Origin of the sequence: Pseudomonas sp. Au-Pse12 (assembly GCF_021341665.1) — a bacterium.
Taxonomy (GTDB): Bacteria; Pseudomonadota; Gammaproteobacteria; order Pseudomonadales; family Pseudomonadaceae; genus Aquipseudomonas.
In genome coordinates this window covers 239,772-258,794 of the sequence record NZ_JAJTTH010000007.1, presented here as the reverse complement: position 1 = coordinate 258,794, position 19,023 = coordinate 239,772, and the positions used below count along the sequence as shown (strand labels likewise).

At 66.3% G+C, this 19,023-nt stretch carries 15 protein-coding genes; 10 read left to right on the top strand and 5 right to left on the bottom strand.

The window, feature by feature from the left end; all coding sequences use genetic code 11:
* Positions 1–23 precede the first annotated feature (23 nt).
* Both ycaC and LXM55_RS21365 read left to right on the top strand, forming a co-directional pair.
* A complete protein-coding gene (ycaC, locus tag LXM55_RS21370) occupies positions 24–650 on the top strand; it encodes an isochorismate family cysteine hydrolase YcaC (protein ID WP_233322205.1) in 627 nt (208 codons plus the stop codon).
* A gap of 134 nt (positions 651–784) precedes the next feature.
* Positions 785–2,227 (top strand): mechanosensitive ion channel family protein, encoded by a 1,443-nt coding sequence (locus tag LXM55_RS21365; protein WP_233322204.1) that lies wholly within the window; start codon positions 785–787, stop codon positions 2,225–2,227.
* A 248-nt stretch (positions 2,228–2,475) separates the two neighbouring features.
* Here LXM55_RS21365 and LXM55_RS21360 read toward each other — a convergent pair whose 3' ends face one another.
* A complete protein-coding gene (locus tag LXM55_RS21360) occupies positions 2,476–3,240 on the bottom strand; it encodes an AraC family transcriptional regulator (protein WP_233322203.1) in 765 nt (254 codons plus the stop codon).
* A gap of 99 nt (positions 3,241–3,339) precedes the next feature.
* Between LXM55_RS21360 and LXM55_RS21355 the strand changes: the two genes are divergently transcribed.
* The 7 genes from LXM55_RS21355 (at position 3,340) to LXM55_RS21325 (ending at position 12,224) form a co-directional block, all read left to right on the top strand.
* Positions 3,340–4,473: an MFS transporter gene (locus tag LXM55_RS21355; protein WP_233322202.1), complete on the top strand. Its 1,134-nt coding sequence runs from the start codon at positions 3,340–3,342 to the stop codon at positions 4,471–4,473.
* Positions 4,474–4,630: 157 nt separating this feature from the next.
* The gene (locus tag LXM55_RS21350; RefSeq protein ID WP_233322201.1) at positions 4,631–5,704 is read left to right on the top strand and encodes an NAD(P)-dependent alcohol dehydrogenase; all 1,074 of its coding nucleotides are present in this window, start codon (positions 4,631–4,633) and stop codon (positions 5,702–5,704) included.
* Between the two features lie 89 nt (positions 5,705–5,793).
* On the top strand, positions 5,794–6,705 hold the full coding sequence (locus LXM55_RS21345) for a universal stress protein (protein WP_233322200.1): 912 nt from the start codon (positions 5,794–5,796) through the stop codon (positions 6,703–6,705).
* A gap of 585 nt (positions 6,706–7,290) precedes the next feature.
* Complete coding sequence (locus LXM55_RS21340; protein WP_233322199.1) at positions 7,291–7,674, top strand: DUF2946 family protein; 384 nt, start codon at positions 7,291–7,293, stop codon at positions 7,672–7,674.
* Between the two features lie 117 nt (positions 7,675–7,791).
* Positions 7,792–9,960, top strand: coding sequence for a TonB-dependent receptor (locus tag LXM55_RS21335; RefSeq protein ID WP_233322198.1), 2,169 nt, complete (start codon positions 7,792–7,794; stop codon positions 9,958–9,960).
* A 69-nt stretch (positions 9,961–10,029) separates the two neighbouring features.
* Positions 10,030–11,514, top strand: coding sequence for a PepSY domain-containing protein (locus LXM55_RS21330; protein ID WP_233322197.1), 1,485 nt, complete (start codon positions 10,030–10,032; stop codon positions 11,512–11,514).
* Positions 11,515–11,693: 179 nt separating this feature from the next.
* Positions 11,694–12,224, top strand: a complete 531-nt coding sequence (locus tag LXM55_RS21325; RefSeq protein WP_233322196.1) for a DUF3087 domain-containing protein — start codon at positions 11,694–11,696, stop codon at positions 12,222–12,224.
* Between the two features lie 88 nt (positions 12,225–12,312).
* On the opposite strand, the gene LXM55_RS21320 is transcribed toward LXM55_RS21325, so the two are convergent.
* Positions 12,313–14,904, bottom strand: coding sequence for a hypothetical protein (locus LXM55_RS21320; RefSeq protein WP_233322195.1), 2,592 nt, complete (start codon positions 14,902–14,904; stop codon positions 12,313–12,315).
* A 312-nt stretch (positions 14,905–15,216) separates the two neighbouring features.
* Between LXM55_RS21320 and LXM55_RS21315 the strand changes: the two genes are divergently transcribed.
* Positions 15,217–15,999 carry a sulfite exporter TauE/SafE family protein gene (locus tag LXM55_RS21315; protein ID WP_233322194.1) on the top strand — a complete coding sequence of 261 codons (783 nt, stop codon included), beginning with the start codon at positions 15,217–15,219 and terminating at the stop codon, positions 15,997–15,999.
* A gap of 40 nt (positions 16,000–16,039) precedes the next feature.
* Here LXM55_RS21315 and LXM55_RS21310 read toward each other — a convergent pair whose 3' ends face one another.
* The 3 genes from LXM55_RS21310 to ampC form a co-directional block, all read right to left on the bottom strand.
* Positions 16,040–16,660, bottom strand: coding sequence for a LysE family translocator (locus LXM55_RS21310; protein ID WP_233322193.1), 621 nt, complete (start codon positions 16,658–16,660; stop codon positions 16,040–16,042).
* Between the two features lie 96 nt (positions 16,661–16,756).
* Positions 16,757–17,479, bottom strand: a complete 723-nt coding sequence (pcsA, locus tag LXM55_RS21305) for a phosphatidylcholine synthase (RefSeq protein WP_233322192.1) — start codon at positions 17,477–17,479, stop codon at positions 16,757–16,759.
* Between the two features lie 329 nt (positions 17,480–17,808).
* The gene (gene ampC / locus LXM55_RS21300; protein WP_233322191.1) at positions 17,809–18,981 is read right to left on the bottom strand and encodes a class C beta-lactamase; all 1,173 of its coding nucleotides are present in this window, start codon (positions 18,979–18,981) and stop codon (positions 17,809–17,811) included.
* Positions 18,982–19,023: the final 42 nt, after the last annotated feature.

The following is a 19,023-nucleotide window of genomic DNA, read 5'->3' as shown; positions in this document are numbered from 1 at the left end:
TCGATCATTAGCGAGGACTTCACATGACCACTGCATACAAGCGTCTGGACAAGGATAACGCCGCCGTTCTGCTGGTTGACCACCAGGCCGGCCTGCTGTCGCTGGTCCGCGATATCGAGCCCGATCGTTTCAAGAACAACGTGCTGGCCCTGGCCGACCTGGCCAAGTACTTCAAGCTGCCGACCATCCTCACCACCAGTTTCGAGACCGGCCCCAACGGCCCGCTGGTGCCGGAGCTCAAGGCGCTGTTTCCCGATGCGCCGTACATTGCCCGCCCGGGCCAGATCAATGCCTGGGACAACGAGGACTTCGTCAAGGCGATCAAGGCCACCGGCAAGAAGCAACTGATCATTGCCGGGGTGGTGACCGAGGTCTGCGTGGCGTTCCCGGCGCTCTCGGCCCTGGAGGAAGGCTTTGAAGTGTTCGTGGTCACCGACGCTTCCGGCACCTTCAATGCGCTGACCCGCGACTCGGCCTGGAACCGCATGTCCAACGCCGGCGCGCAACTGATGACCTGGTTCGGCCTGGCCTGCGAACTGCACCGTGACTGGCGCAACGACGTCGAGGGCCTGGCGACCCTGTTCTCCAACCACATCCCCGACTACCGCAACCTGATGACCAGCTACAACACCCTGACCCAGGGTCAATAAAAACCTGGCGGCGGCGGGCCCGGTGCCCGCCGTTCTGCCGCTTGGCCCGGCCACCGGATTTTGTCTTTTCCAGCTATACCTGCTCCAGCGCCTTTCGTGCGATCTTGCCGCCATTGCCCTGCTGGAGTTGCTCGATGTTTGCCCCCTTCGCCGATCATTTGCTGTTGGCCGCATTGGCGCTGTTGCTGCTGGACCTTGCCCTCTGGCACCTGATCGGCCGCCAGGGCGATCGCTGGAAACTGGCGGTGCGGGTGCTGATCTTTTGCCTGTACAGCCTGATGCTGTTCAACCAGGGCCTGAGCCCCATGCACACGGCGCCCTGGCCCGAGGACGTGCCGCTGCACCTGGCGGCCACCGGGTTGCAGATCGGCTGGTGGCTGTTCGGCGCGCGGACCCTGACGGTGCTGCTGGGCACCCTGATGATGCAGCGGGTCGGCCACACCGGGCGGCTGCTGCAGGACCTGATGGGCGCGGTGATCTTCCTGATCGCCATCATCGCCGCCCTGGCCTACGTGCTGGACCTGCCGGTCAAGGGCGTGCTGGCCACCTCCGGAGCCTTGGCGATCATCGTCGGCCTGGCCCTGCAAAGTACCCTCAGCGACCTGTTTTCCGGGTTGGTGCTCAATACCACCAAGCCGTACCAGATTGATGATTGGATCGCCATCGACGGCGTCGAGGGCCGGGTGGTGGACATCGACTGGCGGGCGACCCGGATGCAGACCTCCCAGGGCAGCATGGTGGTGATCCCCAATTCCCTGGCATCCAAGGCCAAGATCACCAACTTCAGCCGCCCCAGCGACATCTATGGGGTGTCCATCAGTGTCCAGGTCAGTCCCCATGCCCGCCCGCAAAAGGTCATTGAGGCCCTGGAGCGGGCCATGCTCGGCTGCCGTTTCCTGCTCAACGCCCCGGCCCCCAGCGTGGCCCTGAAAAGCTCCGGCAGTGGCGGTGCGGAATACGAGATCAGCGGCTTCGTCGCCACCATGGGGCAAAAGCGCGAAGTGCGTAACCAACTGTTCGACCTGGCGTTCCGTCATCTGCAGGCCAGTGGCATCAACCTGCTGTCCAGCGTCGAGCCGGTGCAGAGCCCGGTGCTGTCCCGACCCCGTGCGCTGCTGGACGCCTCCAGCCTGTTTTCCACCCTGCGCCAGGAAGAGAAGGACACCTTCAGCCAGAACATGCACCTGCAGACCTTCCGCGCGGGCGAGATCATCCTCGCCACCGGAGCCGTCAGCGATCACCTGTTCATCATCGAATCCGGCGTGGTCTCGGTGACCATGCTGCGCGACGGCAAGCCCTTCGAGGCCGGGCGCATGGGGCCGGGAGAGGTGATCGGCGAAGCCGGGGTGGTGTCCGAGGAAGCCACCGTGGCGCAGTTTTCGGCGAAGACCTTCTGCAGCCTGTACCGCATCGACAATGAGTTCCTCAAGCCTTGCCTGGACGCGCGCCACGACATCAACGAGGCGATGAAGAACCTCCTGGATTTTCGCCGACACATGGCGCAGAGCCTGGCCCAGGCGACTCCCAAGCCGGTGGCCAAGAAAGGCTTTCTGCAATGGTTGCGCAGCCGCACCTGAGGCGCCGGCGATACCCAACCTCGGCCCGGCCAGCGAGGCTGGGCAAAGGCCCCTTTGCAGAGCATTACCCTGTGGCGAGGGAGCTTGCTCCCGCTGGGGTGCGCAGCGCCCCCAGTCGCGCCTACGCGATGAGCCTGATAAACCGCGCCGGCAGGTGTTACGACCGCTATGCGGCCGAGCGGGAGCAAGCTCCCTCGCCACAACAGGCCTCCCGTTCGTTCTGCCGCTTAAGTGAATAGCATTACCCCCTACCGGAAGTACGCCCGCGGCGTGGTGCCGGTCATGGCCTTGAAGAAGGCGATGAAGATGCTGTCGCTGGCAAAGCCCAGCTCGAAGGCGGTGTAGCCGATGCTGCGGCCGGTGGCGAGCAGCTCGATGGCGCGCATCAGGCGCCACTGCTGGCGCCATTGCTGGTAGCTCAGGCCGGTCTCGCGCTGGAAGATCCGGCCGATGGTGCGGCTGCTGGCGCCGACCCGGGTGGCCAGCACCTGCAAGGGCGGCGGCAGTGGTTGCAGGTCCGCCAGCAGCGGTTGCAGGCGCTTGTCCCGGGGCAGGGGCAACGACAGCGGCTGGCGCAGGGCCAGGCGGATTTCCTCGATGCACAGGCCCAGCAGGTGCGGGTAGCGGCCCTGGCTCCAGTCGCAGTCGAAGGCCGCCTGGGCCATGGGTTCCAGCACCGCCTGAAGCAGCGGGCTGACTTCGATCACCGCCACCTCCCCGGGCAGTTGCGGGCTCAGCTCGGCGCAGAAGTACAGCGAGCGATAGTCCACGCTCTGCTGCATTTGCGCACGGTGCGTCACCCCTGCGGGAATCCACGCCGCCCGCGACGGGGGCAGCAGGCACACGCGGTCGGCCAGGGTGATCCGGGTGCAGCCCTGGCGGGTGTACAGCAGTTGCCCGCGGCGGTGCCGGTGCAGGCCGGAGTCGTGATCGCCGAGGGTCGCGGCGATGCCGATCAGCGGCGCGCTGAAGCGATCCGGGTCGAACTGAGCCTGTGGTTCGAGCCAAGCCATGGTTGGCGTATTTCCGATAGTTATTGGCAGGGTTGCGATAATACGCCAGGCGTCGCTGCCTAGAATCGCCGGCAGTTTTTTTTTGCCGAGCCCTGCCTGATGAATAACCGTTTCCTGTTGCCCCTGGCCCTGGCCCTGTTGATGTTCCCGCAGATCGCCCAGACCCTCTACAGCCCGGCCCTGACCGATCTCGGCCAGGCCTTTGGCGTGACCCCCGGGCAAGCGGCCCAGAGCCTTTCACTGTTCGTCCTGGGGTTTGCCCCGGGTGTGCTGCTGTGGGGGCGCCTGAGCGATCGCTGGGGGCGGCGCCCGGCCTTGCTGGGGGGCCTGGCGCTGTATGCCCTGGCCCTGGCCATGGAGCTGCAGGTGCAGAGTTTCAGCGCGCTGTTGCTGTGCCAGGCCCTGGCGGCCCTGGGCGCGGCGGCGGGCTCGGTGGTGACCCAGACCCTGCTGCGCGACCGGTATCGCGGCAGCGAGCTGGTGCGGGTGTTTTCCCTGGTGGGCATGCTGCTGGCGGCGAGCCCGGCGATTGGCCTGTTCAGCGGTTCCGCCCTGGTGCACGCCTGGGGTTACCGGGGCGCCCTGGCCGGCTTGTTGCTGCTGGCCCTGGCCTTGCTTGGCTGGTGCGCCCGGGCCTTGCCGGAAACCCGCCCGCCGGCCCAGCCCCTGGCGCCCCTGGTCGCGACCCTGTGGCAAATGCTCGGCGACCCGGGCATCTGGCGCTCGGCGCTGCTGGTGGCGCTGTTCAACATTGCCTTGCTCAGCTACTACAGCCTCGGGCCGTTCCTGTTCCGCGAGCTGGGGCAGGGCGAGCAGTGGTTCGGCTACAGCGGCGCGCTGCTGGCCCTGGGTTCAGGCCTGGGCGCCTGGCTCAACCGTCGCTTGCTGGCCCGGGGCTGGCAAGCGCGGCGCTTGCTGGTGCTGGCGGCGTTGAGCGTTTTGCTGGGCGCGGGCGGGGTCCAGGCCTTGCAGCACAGCCTGTGGCTGGTGCTGCCGATGCTCGGCGTGGTGCTCGGCTTCGGCCTGGCGATACCGAACATCCTCGGCTCGGCGCTGCTGGCCTACAGCGACCGGCTGGGCAGCGCCGGGGCCTGGTTCGGGCTACTTTACTACCTGCTGATTGGCGCCGGCCTGCTGCTGGTGGCCTGGGCCCAGGCCCTGGCGCCGAGCCTGGCGGTGTGTGCCGCCGCGGCCTTGATGCTGGCGCGGTGGCGCGCCGCCGGGCGTGGCTGATACGGCGGGGCGAGTCAGGGCAGGGCAGGGCAGGCCGCGAGCGGGCCAACGGCCCATTGCTTGATCATGATCAAGCCCCTGGCGGCATTATCCGCGCAGCCTGTCAGCAGATTTGCGCAGCCACGCAGAACCTTTCCCGGTACTGGAGGACTTGAACATGGCCAAGATGAAAGCAGCGATTTTCGTCGAAAAGAACCGCATCGTGCTGGACGACAAGGACATCCCCGAAATCGGTCCGCTGGATGCCCTGGTGCGGATCACCACCACCACGATCTGTGGCACCGACGTGCACATCCTGCGCGGTGAATACCCGGTGGCCAAGGGCCTGACCATCGGCCACGAACCGGTGGGCGTGATCGAGCGCCTGGGTTCCCAGGTCCGCGGTTTCCATGAGGGCCAGCGGGTGATCGCCGGGGCCATCACCCCCAGTGGCCAGAGTTATGCCTGCCTGTGTGGCTGCGGCTCCCAGGACGGCCCGGACACCCGCCATGGCTTTCGCGCCACCGGCGGCTGGAAGTTCGGCAACACCATCGACGGCTGCCAGGCCGAATACGTGCGGGTGCCGGACGCCCTGGCCAACCTGTGCCCGATCCCCGACGGCCTGAGCGATGAAGAAGTGCTGATGTGCCCGGACATCATGTCCACCGGTTTCTCCGGTGCCGAGCGTGCCGAGGTCAATATCGGCGACAGCGTGGCGGTGTTCGCCCTGGGGCCCATTGGCCTGTGCGCGGTGGCCGGGGCGCGGCTCAAGGGCGCCACCACCATCATCGGCGTCGACACCGTGGCCGCGCGCATGAGCGTGGCGCGCGGGCTGGGCGCCACCCACGTGGTGGACTTCAAGCAGGGCGACGTGGTCAAGCAGATCATGGACCTCACCGACGGCCGCGGGGTCGATGTGTCGATCGAGGCCCTGGGCACCCAGGGCACCTTCGAATCGGCGCTGCGGGTGCTGCGCCCGGGCGGCAAGCTGTCGAGCCTGGGGGTCTACTCCAGCGACCTGCGCATCCCCCTGGATGCCTACGCCGCCGGCCTCGGCGACCTGAGCATCCTCAGCACCCTGTGCCCCGGCGGCAAGGAGCGCATGCGCCGGCTGATGGAGGTGGTTGCCAGTGGCCAGGTGGACCTCAAGCCGCTGGTCACCCACCGCTTCAAGCTCGATGACATCGAAGCCGCCTATGAGCTGTTCGCCAGCCAGCGCGACGGTGTGATGAAGATCGCCATCACGCCATGACCCGCGCACCGGGTGTCGTTGATGCATATCAAGGCGCCCGGGCCCGTCTGCCTCGACACTTTGGCCATTACCGTCCAAGGAGGTTCACCATGAGCCAGTACCAGCGCCTGTTGCTGATTGCCGACCCCCAGCAGCACCAATCCCCCGCGGCTCGTCGCGCCGCCGCCCTGGCCCAGGCCAGTGGCGCAGCGCTGCATGCCCTGGTGTTCGTCGAACCGCCAGCGCGCACCTACCTGTGGGAAGAGCACCTGGAGGACAGCGAACGCCAGGCCTACCTGCAACGCCATGAACGCTGGTTGCAGGTGGAGGCCGAATGGATGCGCGAGCAGGGCGTGCAAGTCACCACCCAGGTGATCTGGAGCACCCAGGTGCTCAAGGACATGCTGGCCTACATCGACGAGTTCCAGCCTGACCTGCTGATCAAGGACGTGACCCTGGAATCGGCCCTCAAGCGGGTCTTCGTCACCCCGCTGGACTGCCACCTGCTGCGCGATGCCCCGGTGCCGGTGCACCTGGTCAACGACGCCCCGCACAAACTGCCCCGGCGCATCGTCGCTGCCGTCGACCCGGCCCAGTCCGACACCCAGATCAGCGGCCTCAACGGTCTGATCATCCAGACCGCCAACGCCCTGGCCCTGCAATGCGATGCCCAGTTGCACCTGCTGTATGCCTACGACCTGATGCCGATGCTCGACGGCGTGGCGCCGGTGGCGTCCACCGCCTGGAGCGTCAACTGCCTGGACGAGTTGCGCGACTCCCTGCACAAGGAGTTCGAACGCCTGGGCGATCAATACAACGTGCCCCAGGAATTTCGCCACTTCATCATGGGCCCGCCGGTGCCGGGCATCGCCCAGTTCGTCGACGAGTACCTGGTGGACGTGGTGGTCATGGGCACCGTGCACCGCACCGGCTTTGGCCGCTTGATCGGCAGCACCACCGAGCGCGCCCTGTATTCGATGCCGGGCAGCATCCTGGCGGTGAAGGCGCTGAACCAGGGCTGAAATCCCCGCCTGCCCCCGCACGCGACGAGCCTTAGCCCGGCTCGTCGCTCCGGCTGCCGGGCAGGTGCGGCAGCCAGAGCGCCGTTACCCACGGCTTATTCGCTTTCTTTTGTAAGGCATCCGAGAAGCTGCCGGCCGCTTGAATGCGCCAGGTGGGCGGACTAGCGTGCTGGAGCCATCGCCCAATCGATGGCTCGGATGTGCAAGTCCGAACGCTGCAAAGGCGCGCAAGCGATCAGCACTGATCGATCGTTTTCATGTCCGCTGCGTTATGGCCGCCGTGTGCGGGAGATCTTCGGATCTGCCGGGTGTCCTTGCAGGCTCGGTCTTGCACACCTGCGTATGGCTGCCACCTAGTTCGTGTGCAAGCGAAGGGGGGCGGCTCCTTTTATCTGTGAGGGGGTTGCCTGCCCCTCAACCCGCTGTAAAAAACCAGACGCCGCCACTTTAGTTCTGGTCCGATCCTCCACTCTTCGGGAGTTGGCTATAAAGCTCGCCACAACCTCACCGCTGGCGGGCCCATGCGTTTCGCTTTCCATGCATTGGTGATTTTCCGCCGCTTTTTTCGCTGTTAATCTTGCCGCCATGACCCATGCCTCCCCCCATCGCCCCCACATTGCCTGGACGCTGTATTTCTGCGTGCTGTTCAACGTGTTCGTCTGCGGCCTGGGCCATGGGCAGATGGCCGGGCTGGAACTCAATGGTGTCGGCGGGCAGTTCTGTTCCGCCATGGGCAACCCGGGCCCGGCGCTGAACGCCGACTTCAGCGATCAGGCCGCCGCCGGTGGGCTGAGCACCTTCATGTGCCCATTGTGCTCGGCCGTGAGCCTGAGCATCGCGCTGCTGTTTTGCCTGGGCTGGATGCTGCGCCGCCAACGCCCGCCACGGCAGGGAGGCGAGCAGCGCGGCAAGGCGCCGCCGCGTTATTCCTGGCCTGCGCTCAATCCCCGGGCACCTCCTCTGGGCTGACTCGCCCTGGCGACCGCATCAGACGGTCGCGCTTTCTCGTCCTCCGGCATTAGCTGCACGGTCGCCCCGGCGACTGCTGCCGGACGCTGTTCGATGATTTTTTTCGAGTCCGAGTCCATGAAATTCCTGTATCGCTCCCCCCGTTGCGCGGCGCTGTGCTGTGCCTTGTCCTTCAACGCCCTGGCCGATGCCCCGGTGCAATTGCCACAGATGCGCATCAGCGCCGATGAAGAGCAAAAAACCGGCCTGCAACTCGATACCCAGGCCTCCACCGGCTCGCGCCTGGGCCTGACCCCGCGGGAAACCCCGGCCTCGGTCAACGTGGTCAACCGCCAGCAGATCGAGCAGCGCGGCGCCGCCAACACCCAGGACATGCTCGCCGGCGTGCCGGGGATGAACGCCGCGGCGTCGCCCGGGGTGCCGGGTTTCGTCTCCTATCGCGGCTTCTCCGGAGCGCAGATCACCCAGTTGTTCAACGGCATCAGCGTGCAATACGACTCCATCGCCGCGCGCCCGGTGGACAGCTGGATCTACGACCGGGTCGAGGCCGTGGGCGGGCCGTCGAGCTTTCTCTATGGCGCCGGCGCCGTGGGCGGTTCGATCAACTACATCACCAAGCTGCCTTCGCGCACCGAGTCGTTCAACGAGGGGCGGGTCAGCTACGGCTCCTACGACAGCACTGAAACCTCCTTCGGTTTCAACCACGCGCTGAACGAGGGGGCAGGGCCGCGGCACTACGCGCGCTTGGATGTCAGCCACACCACCAGCAACGGTTACGTTGACCGCGAGCAGCGCGATGCCTGGACCACGGCCTTCTCCCTGTTGACGGATTTCAACGACCAGCTGTCCCACACCCTGGCCTACGAGTACCAGAACGAAAGCGTCGACAGCCCTTACTGGGGCACCCCGGCGCTGAACCCGCTGGGCGGCAAGATGGAGGTGGACAAGCGCCGGCGCTTCGAGAACTACAACGTCAGCGACGGCCGCTATGAACAGCGGGTGCAGTGGCTGCGCTCGATCATCGATTATCAGGTCGACGAGCGCACTTCGCTGCGCAACACCCTGTACCACTACAACGCCGACCGTGAATACCGCAACCTGGAAACCTACGCCTACAACGGTGACAACAGCCAGGTGGTGCGTTCCGGCATCTTGCTCCAACGTCACGCCCAGGAACTCAACGGCAATCGTTTCGAACTGATGCATCACAACAGCCTGTTTGGCCTCGATAGCCAGTGGTCGGCGGGCCTCGACTACAGCCACAACGTGATGAGCAACTACCCGCGCTCGGTGTCGGGCTCGCTGCCCGGCGTTGATCCGGGCGACTTCGACCCGGGCAGTTTCTGGGACCTGCCGGGCATGCGGCGCGGTTTCGAAAAGAACCGCCGCAACCAGGTGGACACCTGGGCGCTGTTCCTGGAAAACCGCTTGCAACTGACCGATCGCCTGTCCCTGCTCAGCGGCCTGCGCCATGACCAGATCGACCTGCAAGTGACCAACTACCGCGCCGTCAGCGAAGCCAACCCGGCGTTCTTCCAGCGTAAATACCGGCCCACCACCGGGCGCCTGGGGCTGGTGTACGAGCTGACCCCGGCGGCCAACGTCTACGTGCAATACAGCACCGCCGCCGACCCGCCGGCCGGGATCCTGACCACCGCCAGCTATGGGCAGGTGCGCGACTTTGACCTCAGCACCGGCAACCAGTGGGAGATCGGCAGTAAGCTGGATTTCCTCGACGGCCGTGGCTCGGCGACCCTGGCCGCCTACCGCATCGAACGCAAGAACCTCTCCACCGCCGACCCGAGCAACCCCGGCAGCAGCCAGCCGGTGGGCCAGCAATCGTCCCGTGGCGTGGAGCTGGCGGCCTCGTTGCGGGTCACGCCCAAGCTGTTGGCCGAAGGCAACCTGGCCTATGTCGATGCGCAGTACGACGAGTTCTATGAAAACGTCGGCGGGCGTTCGGTGTCGCGCAAGGGCAACAGCCCCACCAACACCCCGGACAAGGTGGCCAACCTGTGGCTGACCTACGACATCGCCCCGTCCTGGCAGGTGGGCAGCGATGCGCGCTACGTGTCGTCGGTGTACGCCAACGCGGCCAACACCCGCTATGCGCCGGCCTACACGATCTTCGGCGCGTTCGTCGGCTACCAGTTGAATGCCGATACGCGGATCACCGGCCGGGTGCGCAACCTCACCGATCAGGTCTACGCCCGCACCACGGGGCAAACCCAGCTGTACCTGGGGGCGCCACGGACCTTCGAGCTGGCGCTGCAAACGCGCTTTTAACCTGAGCCAGCGGGGTGCCTGGCCGCGCCCTGCGTCTCTGTGAGATGGCTGTTCTGTGAGATGCCTGCGATGAAACGTTATCTGTACCTCTGGCACCGTTGGCTGGGCATTGTTGCCTGCCTGTTCATGGCCCTGTGGTTCATCTCCGGGGTGGTGATGCTGTATGTCGGCTACCCCAAGCTGACTCCCGCCGAACGCCTGTCACGTCTGCCCGTGCTGCAACTGGACACCGCATCCGTCGACCTGGAGCAGGTGCTGCACGCTGCCGATCCCGAGCAGGCGCCGGCGAGCATCCGCTTGACCACGGTGGCCGGCGCCGCGCGCTACATCCTCGAATACCCGGGGCCGCGCAAGGTGGCGATCGAAGCCGATAGCGGCCTGCCCACGTTGCCCACCGACCGGGTCGAGGCACTGGCCGCGGCCCGGCAGTTCGCCCCTGGCGTGGCGGTGCGCGATCGCGGCGCGGTGCAGGGCGACATGTGGAGCCAATCCCGGGCCCTGGACGCCGACCGGCCCTTGTACCGGGTGGCCACCGCCGATGCCGAGCGCCGCCTGTTGTATGTCTCTGGCAGCACCGGCGAGGTGGTGCGCGACGCCACCGCCACCGAGCGCGGCTGGAACTGGATCGGCGCCTGGCTGCACTGGCTGTACCCGCTGCGGGGCATCGGCATCGATGGCGCCTGGGGGCCGATCGTTACCTACCTGTCCCTGGCCGCGACCCTGATGGCCGTGCTTGGCCTGGCCGTGGGCGTGCTGCGCTGGCGCTTCAAGCGCACCTATCGCAACGGCTCGCACTCACCGTACCAGGGGGTTGCCCGCTGGCATCACCTGGGCGGGATGCTGTTCGGCGTGCTACTGGTCACCTGGATCTTCAGCGGCCTGATGTCGATGAACCCGTGGAAGCTCTTCAGCAGTGCCCAGCCTCTGTCGGTGGCGGCCTACCAGGGCGGCCCCCTGAATGCGGCGGCCTTTCCCCTCGGGGCTGATGAGGCCCTGCGACGCTTGGCCGAGGACGGCTTGCAGGCCCGGGAGCTGGAGTGGCGGATGATCGGTGGCCAAGGTTATGTGATCGGCTACGACGGCGCCGGGCGCACGCGGATCCTGGCCATGGCCGATGGGCAGGTGCTGCGCCAGTTCAACCCCGACACCTTGCGGCAGGCGGCCTGGGCCATCCGCCCCGAGCGGCCGATGATCGTCCAGCAACTGGCGGCCTACGACTTCTATTACTACGCCCGCGAGCCGCACAGCATGATGGGCCACCTGCAGCAGCGCCTGCCGGTGCTGCGGGTGCGCTTCGACGACCCGGCGCAGACCTGGCTGCACCTGGACCTGCACACCGGGGCGATTACCGGGCAACTGGACCAGCCGCGCCGCGCTTCGCGCTGGCTGTTCGCCCTGCTGCACAGCTGGGACTGGCTGCCCCTGCTGGCCAACCGGCCGTTGTGGGATGGGTGGATGATCGTGTTCAGCGCTGGCGGCCTGCTGATCAGTGTCAGCGGCGTGGTGCTGGGGTGGCGGCGCCTGGGGCGTTCGTTGAAGCGGGGCAGGGGGTAGGTGCACGGGGCTGGATCCTGGCTCCAGGTGCTCTCGTTCCAGGGCACTGGGGCCACCCTGAGCCATGACCCGGATCATGCTTTTGCTTCTCCCGGAGCAATTTAAGCCACCGGCACCGCCCCCAGCGGTGATAATGCGCGCCAGCCCATCCTCTTCAGCCACCGGAGCCCATCGCGCCCATGTTCGTCATCACCCCGCAGGACCCTGAGACTTACCGGCGGCAAACCCGTCGCAGCACCTTGATCATCGCGCTGGTGTTCATCGCCCTGGCCATGCTGTTTTCCAGCGCGGCGGTGGCGCTGTTCGGCCAGCCGGGTGGGGACAACCTGGTGTGGAACGCGGCGGGGGTGTTCACTGGCTTGCTGATCAGCGCGGCGCTGCTGCGCGGTGTGTTCTGGACAAAACCGTGGATGGCCGCGGCGGTGTATGGCTGGCGTCTCAAGCGCAGCCTGATGCGCGTGACCAATGTCATGCATCAGGTCACCGCCGGGGTCGCGGCGGGCGATCCGGCGGCGCTCAAGCTGCTGCGTTTCTATCACCTGGGGCTGATCCAGATGCATCAGTTGGACGCCAACTCCAGCGCCCACGGGCAGATGCTGGGCGAGGTGGAGCGGCATCTGGCGCTGCTGGCCGAGCAAGGCATCGACCCGCAGCAGGAGCGCCTTGAGGCGCAATGGCTGGAAGCGGTAAAGCGGCACAAGACCCCTTGAGCGCCATTTGGCTACCTCATGCCGCTGACAGGTCTCCTGTGGCGAGCGAGCGTGCTCGCGCTGGGCTGCGTAGCCGCCCCATTCGGCGCTATTGCAGGTACCGCCACAACGCCTGGGCAACCGCGCTGGGCTGGCACTGGGTGCCGAACAGTTGCTGGCCGATGCTCAGGCCCAGTTGCCGGTAACTCTCGAACTGCGCCTCGTCGAAAAACTGGTCCACGGTGCTCTGGTTGGGAAAGCTCGGGTTGGCCCGGGCGTAGTTGAGTACGTCCGGCGTCAGCCCGGCGATCAGCCGCGGTTTGAGCACCAGGATCCGGCAATGGGGCGTCTGGCACAGGTCGTCGTCACTGCCCGGGGAGTGGGCATGGACATTCAGCAGCAGGGCGCATTTCTGGTTAGCGGCGCTCGGCGGCTGGCGAAACTCTTCCAGGCTGGCAAATACCGTCTTCAGCTGCGGATGGCTCAGTACTCCCGGGTCTTCGCGGATCTCCAGGGCCTGATCGATGCGCGCCAGGCGCACCAGGTTGGCCAGGTCGTCGAACTGGTAGTCGGGGTCGCAGCCGCTATCGCAGGTGATGATCAACTCCACCTTGCGCCCCTTGCGCAGCAGTTCGTAGGTGCCGGTGTTTTCGAAGTGCCCGCCGTCTGACAGGTACTGGTAGTCGCGGCGGTAGCCGTGAAAGCGCGCGGTCAGTTCATAGAACAGGTAGGCCTGGGTGCTGTAGCGGGTCCAGGGCTTGAGGTCCCGGGGCACCCAGTGCGATTGCCCGGGGTCGAGGAAGTGGCTGGGCCACCAGAGGCCCAGGCGCACGTTGGCCAGCCCCAGGACCAGCGACATGCCGAGGCTGCTGGCGCGGCCCAGGCCGGTGCTGAAGGCGGCGCCGGAAACGCCGATCCACTGGCCCAGGGTCAGCGGCCGCATGATTTCCGAGGCCGGGCCATGGTCGAGGTCGCGGCGATAGGCCTGGCCGTCGAGGAGGTAGCGCTCTGCCGGGCAAGCGCTGGTTGGCGCCGGGCTGTCGGGTGCCCAGTTCGGGGCGATGCACAGGGGCTTGCCCTTGCGGTCGCGCTGCACCAGCTGTTCAGCCGGATCGACGGTGAGGTTCATGGTGACGTTGATCAGGTGCACCGGGCCGGCGCTGGGGCTGGCGTAGTACTGCTGCAGCGACAGGTCGTCGCTGGACATCGGCTCGGCCACGCTCATGTAGGTGCGGCGCTGTTGCGCCGGGCCGTTGAAGCGCCGGCCATTGGAGGCGCCAAGGTAGGCGCGGGTCAGGCGGGCCGAGTAGAAGGCCTGCAGCGACGAGGTATTGAGAAAACCGATGAAGCGCCCGCTGAGGTGGGTCAGCAAGGCCGCCAGCAGGCTCAGCGCCGCGAGCCGCCAGGCCACCGCATGAGCGCCGGAAATCACCCCGCCGTCGTGGGCGATCCATTGCACCAGCAAGCCCCAGCACAGGCACAGCAGGCTCAGCAGCAGGCCACCTGCAATCAGCGCGAGCACGTCCAGCGGCAGCTTGTGCATCCAGCCCGGCAGGCTCTTTTCATCCTTGAGCAGGGCCAGGCGCCGCACCAGCCACACCACCGCGATCAGCAACAGCAGGCTGCCCAGGGCTTGCAGGTCATGCAGGTAGCGGTACAGCGCCTGGGCTGCGGTCACCAGCAGGGCGAGGAACCCCAGCACGGCCACCGCGGCCATCGCCCGACCCAGGGCACGGGTGATCTGTACCCGATAGTTGCGCACGCTGTTGGCGCAGGCGCTGTCCTTGGCCGGGTCGCGGTTGTCGGCCAGGCGCGTCACCAGTTGCCGGGTGATCAGCAAGGCGCCACTGCCCACCAGGGCGCCGGCCAGGGTCAGCGCGCCCACGGCTTGCCACTGGGCCAGCCAGTAGGCCAGGGCGCCACAGAGCCACAGGCCGCCGACCACGGCGAGCATGCTCCGGTACGCCGCGTTGCCCATGCTCGGTGGCCGGTCCAGGTCGCCCTGGGGAATCATCAGCCAGTACGCCACGGCGCAGGGCAGGGCGAACAGCACGCCGGCCATCAGCGGCCAGAGCAGCAGGCTGGCCTGGCTCAGCACCTGGAACAGGCTCAGCAGGCTGAGCAGCAGCACGATCGGCAGGCCGATCATGGCCTGCAGCGACAGCCAGTTGCGCCAGGTCATGGCCAGGGCGTAGAGCATGTCGCCGGAACCGGTGGGGGTCAGGTAGCGGCCGTTTTCTCGCAGCCAGGCGGTGGGGCCCTGGCCCGGGGGCCGGGTGCTGTAGTCGATGCCGGTGCTGATCCGCCCCGGTGGTTCGAAGCGCAGTGCCTGGTAGGCGCTGTGGGCAGCCTGGGCTACCGGGTCCTGGGCGGCGGGTGCTTGCAGGCGCCCGGGGAGGAACAGGCTGCTGAAGAAGCTGCCGATATAGCCGCCGCCACTGACCGTGGACAGGTAGTCGATGCGCGACAGCAGGCTGTTTTCGCGGGTGTCTGCCGGCGCTGTATCAGGCGCCGGGGCCCGGGCCATGGCTTGCAGCACTCCCAGGCCGAACGTTGCGCTGCGGATGCCGCCACCGGACAGCGCCAGCCCCCAATTGCCCCGGTGGGGCGCGCAGCTTCCGGGGGCTTCCTGGTGCAGGCTCAGGCGCCGGAAACGGATGCGTTGGTGCTCGATCTGGTACGAGGTGTCGGCAGAGGTCATGGGCCTTCCTTGGAATCGGGGGTGGCACGCGCCAGGGGCAGTGCCAAGCGTCGGGCAGAATACCGGATGCCATGGCGCGGATGTGCAGCGCAGAGCGTTTTACCGCCGTCGGCGAGTGTTTTTTGCCGGTGGGCCGGAGGCTGTCGGCGCATGTGGTGGATGCAACCACAGGGGGGCATGGATGCAGTTGCTGCATGGAAAAATCGGGCCTGGTTATAACGTTAGATTTTATTCATATAAATGGACATAAGCTTTAGCCGCTATGCTGCCGCCAGTTTTTTACCTGGCCGCGTGATTTGTAGGGCTTTATTGATGGATGTGGGTAACTTCGGTTTTGTAGTCGCAGGCCTGGTAGTGGGTTTCATCGTGGGCATGACCGGTGTCGGAGGCGGTTCGCTGATGACCCCGATCCTGCTCTGGTTCGGCATCAACCCGGCCACCGCAGTGGGCACCGACCTGCTGTACGCGGCCATCACCAAATCCGGTGGGGTGCTGGTTCACCAGAAAAACCGCAACATCGACTGGCGCATCACCGGCTGGCTGACCCTTGGCAGCGTGCCGGCGGTGGCGCTGACCTTGTGGTTCCTGAAGAACCTCGACACCGATCCCCAGGCCCTGAACGCGGTGATCAAGCAAGGGTTGGGCTTCGTGCTGCTGCTCACGGCCCTGGCCATTGTGTTCAAGAAAAAGCTCATGGCCTTCGCCCAGCGCCATGGTAGCGATTACCAGCCCAGCCCCGGCGGGCTCAATGGCCTGACCGTGGTCACCGGGGTGATCCTCGGCACCATGGTTGCACTGACGTCCATCGGCGCCGGTGCCCTGGGCACCGTGGCGCTGTTCATCCTCTACCCGTTCCTGGCCACCAAGCGCCTGGTGGGCACCGAGATCGCCCACGCCGTGCCGCTGACCCTGGTGGCCGGCCTGGGCCACGCCAGCATGGGCAACATGGACTGGCACCTGCTGGGTTTCCTGTTGATGGGGTCGCTGCCGGGAATCTGGATCGGCAGCCACATGACCGGGCGGGTGTCCGACGAAATCCTCCGGCCGTGCCTGGCGGTCATGCTGTTCTCCATCGGCTACAAGCTGGCCTTTTAAGAGCAGCCGCAAGCTTCAAGCGGCAAGCAAAAAGCCCCTGTCAGTTGCGGCGGTAGAGTGCCAAAAATGCCGCCAGCGACAGCATCGTCGCGCCGCAGCACTTATTGAGCCGGCGCATGCCGCGGGTGGTCAGGAATTTCGCCGCCTGCACCCCGCCCGCGGCATACAGGCCCATCACCAGCACCTCGACCAGCGCCGTCACCAGCGCCAGGGTGGCGTACTGGATGAAGACCGGTTGGCCGGGGTCGATGAACTGCGGCAGGAAGGCGGTGAAAAACAGCAGCACCTTGGGGTTGGTCATGGCCACCGAGAAACTGCGCTGGAATACTTCGCGCCGCCGCGAACCGGCCCGCACCTGCTGGGCGCCGAGGGCCTGGGGCGCGCTGCGCCAGAGCTGGATGCCGAGCCAGGCCAGGTAGCACACCCCGACCCATTTCAAGACCATGAACAGCTGCTGCGACGCCATCAGCATCGCCCCCAGGCCGAGGCCCACGGCGGCGATGATCAGCACATCCGAGAGCGCCGCGCCGGCCATGCCCACCGCCACCAGCTGGCGATTGCGCGAGGTGCCGTTGGCCATGGCCAGCAGCGAGGTCGGGCCGGGGATCAGTGCGCCGATAAAGCAGCTTGAGGTGTAGAGCAGCAGGGTGGTGGTGTTCATCGCAGGGTTCTCGTCGGGCGGGTGGCGAAGCCGACACAGCATGCACCCGCTCGGTGCAGGTTTAAAGGCATGCGCCGGGGGCTTGTCGCTGACCGTTTATGGTTTGGGGCTGCCCCTGACCCATTCCTGCGCCGAACGCCACAGGCACACGCCGAGAAAGTAGGCCGAGGCCGCCAGCCACAAGCCCATGATCGGTGGGCTGTGCAGCGGGTGGCTGAGGATCAGCAGCGCGCCGCTGAGCAGCCATATGAAGGTCACGATGATGTTCAGCGGCATCCATTTGCGTACCCGGAACGGATGCAGGAACTGCACCCGCGTGGCGGTCAGCAGGGCCAGGGCGATGATGCTCAGCAGGCTTGGCCAGGGGCCGGGCTCGATCAGGTAGAAGCACAGGGCGACCACGTTCCAGGCGGCGGGAAAGCCCTGGAAGTAGTTGTCATGGCTCTTCATGTTGACGTTGCAGAAGCACAGCAGCGACGATAGCAGGATCAGCGAAGTGGCCAGCAGCGCGCTGTACTCCGGCAGGGGCATGTAGCGGTAGATGAACAGCGCCGGGATGAACACGTAGGTCAGGTAGTCGATCACCAGGTCGAGCACCGAGCCGTCGATGTTGGGCAGCACCGAGTGGGTCTTGACCTTGCGTGCCAGCGAGCCGTCGACCCCGTCCACCAGCAGGGCCACCCCCAGCCATAGCAGGCAGGCCTTGGGCTGGTTGTCGAACAGCGCCAGGGTGGCGAGCAAGGCACTGACCACGCCGGTAGCGGTGAAGCCATGGGCGCCCCAGGCTTTGATTCTGGCGATCTGCAGGGTCGATATCACGGACGTTTCTCCAGCGGCTGTGGTTCCTGGGCAAACACCGACGCGGCAGCGCCGGCAACCCTTGCCAGGTTGCAGTTATCGACCGGAGAGCCTGCCAGAAGGTTCAGCGCAAACCCTGCATCAGGCCCGGCGCGGGGATCGCCAGGCCAGCGTTTGCTGGCGCGGCAAGGGCGCGCGGGTGCACGCTCGCAAGGGCAGCTGTGAGTCTAGGCGGCGCCGTGACCCCAGCATGAAAAAACGCCATGTGACCGGCAAGGGCACATGGCGTTGGCGAGCGGGACGAGCCGCAGGGCGCGGTGTCGAGAGCCCTTGGCGTGCGGCCGGGCCCGTTACTTCGCGGCCTCCAGGGCCGTGAGGATGGCGTGGGCAGCCTTGATCCGCTCTTCGTTGGGGTAGTTCTTGTTGGCCAGCAGGACAATGCCGATCTGCTGGCTCGGGACGAACAGCACATAGGCGCCGAAGCCGCTGGTGGAGCCGGTCTTGTTGTACAGGGCGTCAGCCTTGGGCGCCTCCACCGGGGTCAGCCATTGCACCGGGTGCGGCTCCAGGGCCATGGCCGAGGAGTTGCCGGCCATCAGGCGTGCCAGGGGCACCGGGTAGGCGTAGCGCTCCCAACCCAGGCCCTGGGTGATGTCGCCCACCCGGTAGTAGCCGCTCTGGGTCGCCACCATGGCGCGCTGCAGGGCGTTGTCGAACTGGCCCGGCTGCAGGTTGCCGGCAATGAATTGCAGCAGGTCCGGGGCGCTGGTCTTGACCCCGTAGGCTTCGGCGTCCAGCGGCCCGGGGCTGACGCGGATCGGCTGGTTCTGCTTGTCGTAGCCCTGGGCGTAATGCGCCAGCTGGTCCTTGGGCACATGGATGTAGCTGTGCTTGAGGCCGAACTGGGGAAACAGCGTGCGTTCCATCAACTGATCGAACGGCTGGCCCAGGCTGCGGGCGGCCAGGTAGCCGAGCAGGCCGATGCTGGGGTTGGAGTACTGGCGCTGGGTGCCGGGGCTGAAGCTGGGTTTCCAGGTGTTGTAGTAGTCCAGCATCTTGTCTTCGCCCTGCACCTCGTCGGGGAACTGCAAGGGCAGGCCGCCGGCGGTGTAGGTGCCCAACTGCAACAGGCTGATGCCATCGAAGGCACTGCCGCGCAGGGCCGGCAGGTACTGGCTGGCGTGGTCTTCAAGGGCCAGTTTGCCGCTGGCCTGGGCGTAGCCGGCGAGGGTGGCGGTGTAGGTCTTGCTCACCGAACCGACTTCGAACAGGGTGTCGTTGTCCACCGGCTGTTGATTGTTCTTGGAGGCAACCCCGTAGTTAAAGTAATGTCGCTTGCCGTTGGCGATGATCGCTACCGCCATTCCGGGAATGCCCTGCTGGTGCATCAGCGGGCGGATGGTGGTATCCACGGTGGCTTTCAGCGCGTTGTCCGTGGTGGTTTCGGCGCAGGCGCTGGAGGTGCCCAGCAGCAGCGCGCAGGCGCTGATGAAGCCTAATCCGGTCAAGGTTGTGTGCCGCATGATTGCTTGGTTTCCCTGTGTTCTGGTTGTTTTTGCCGCGTT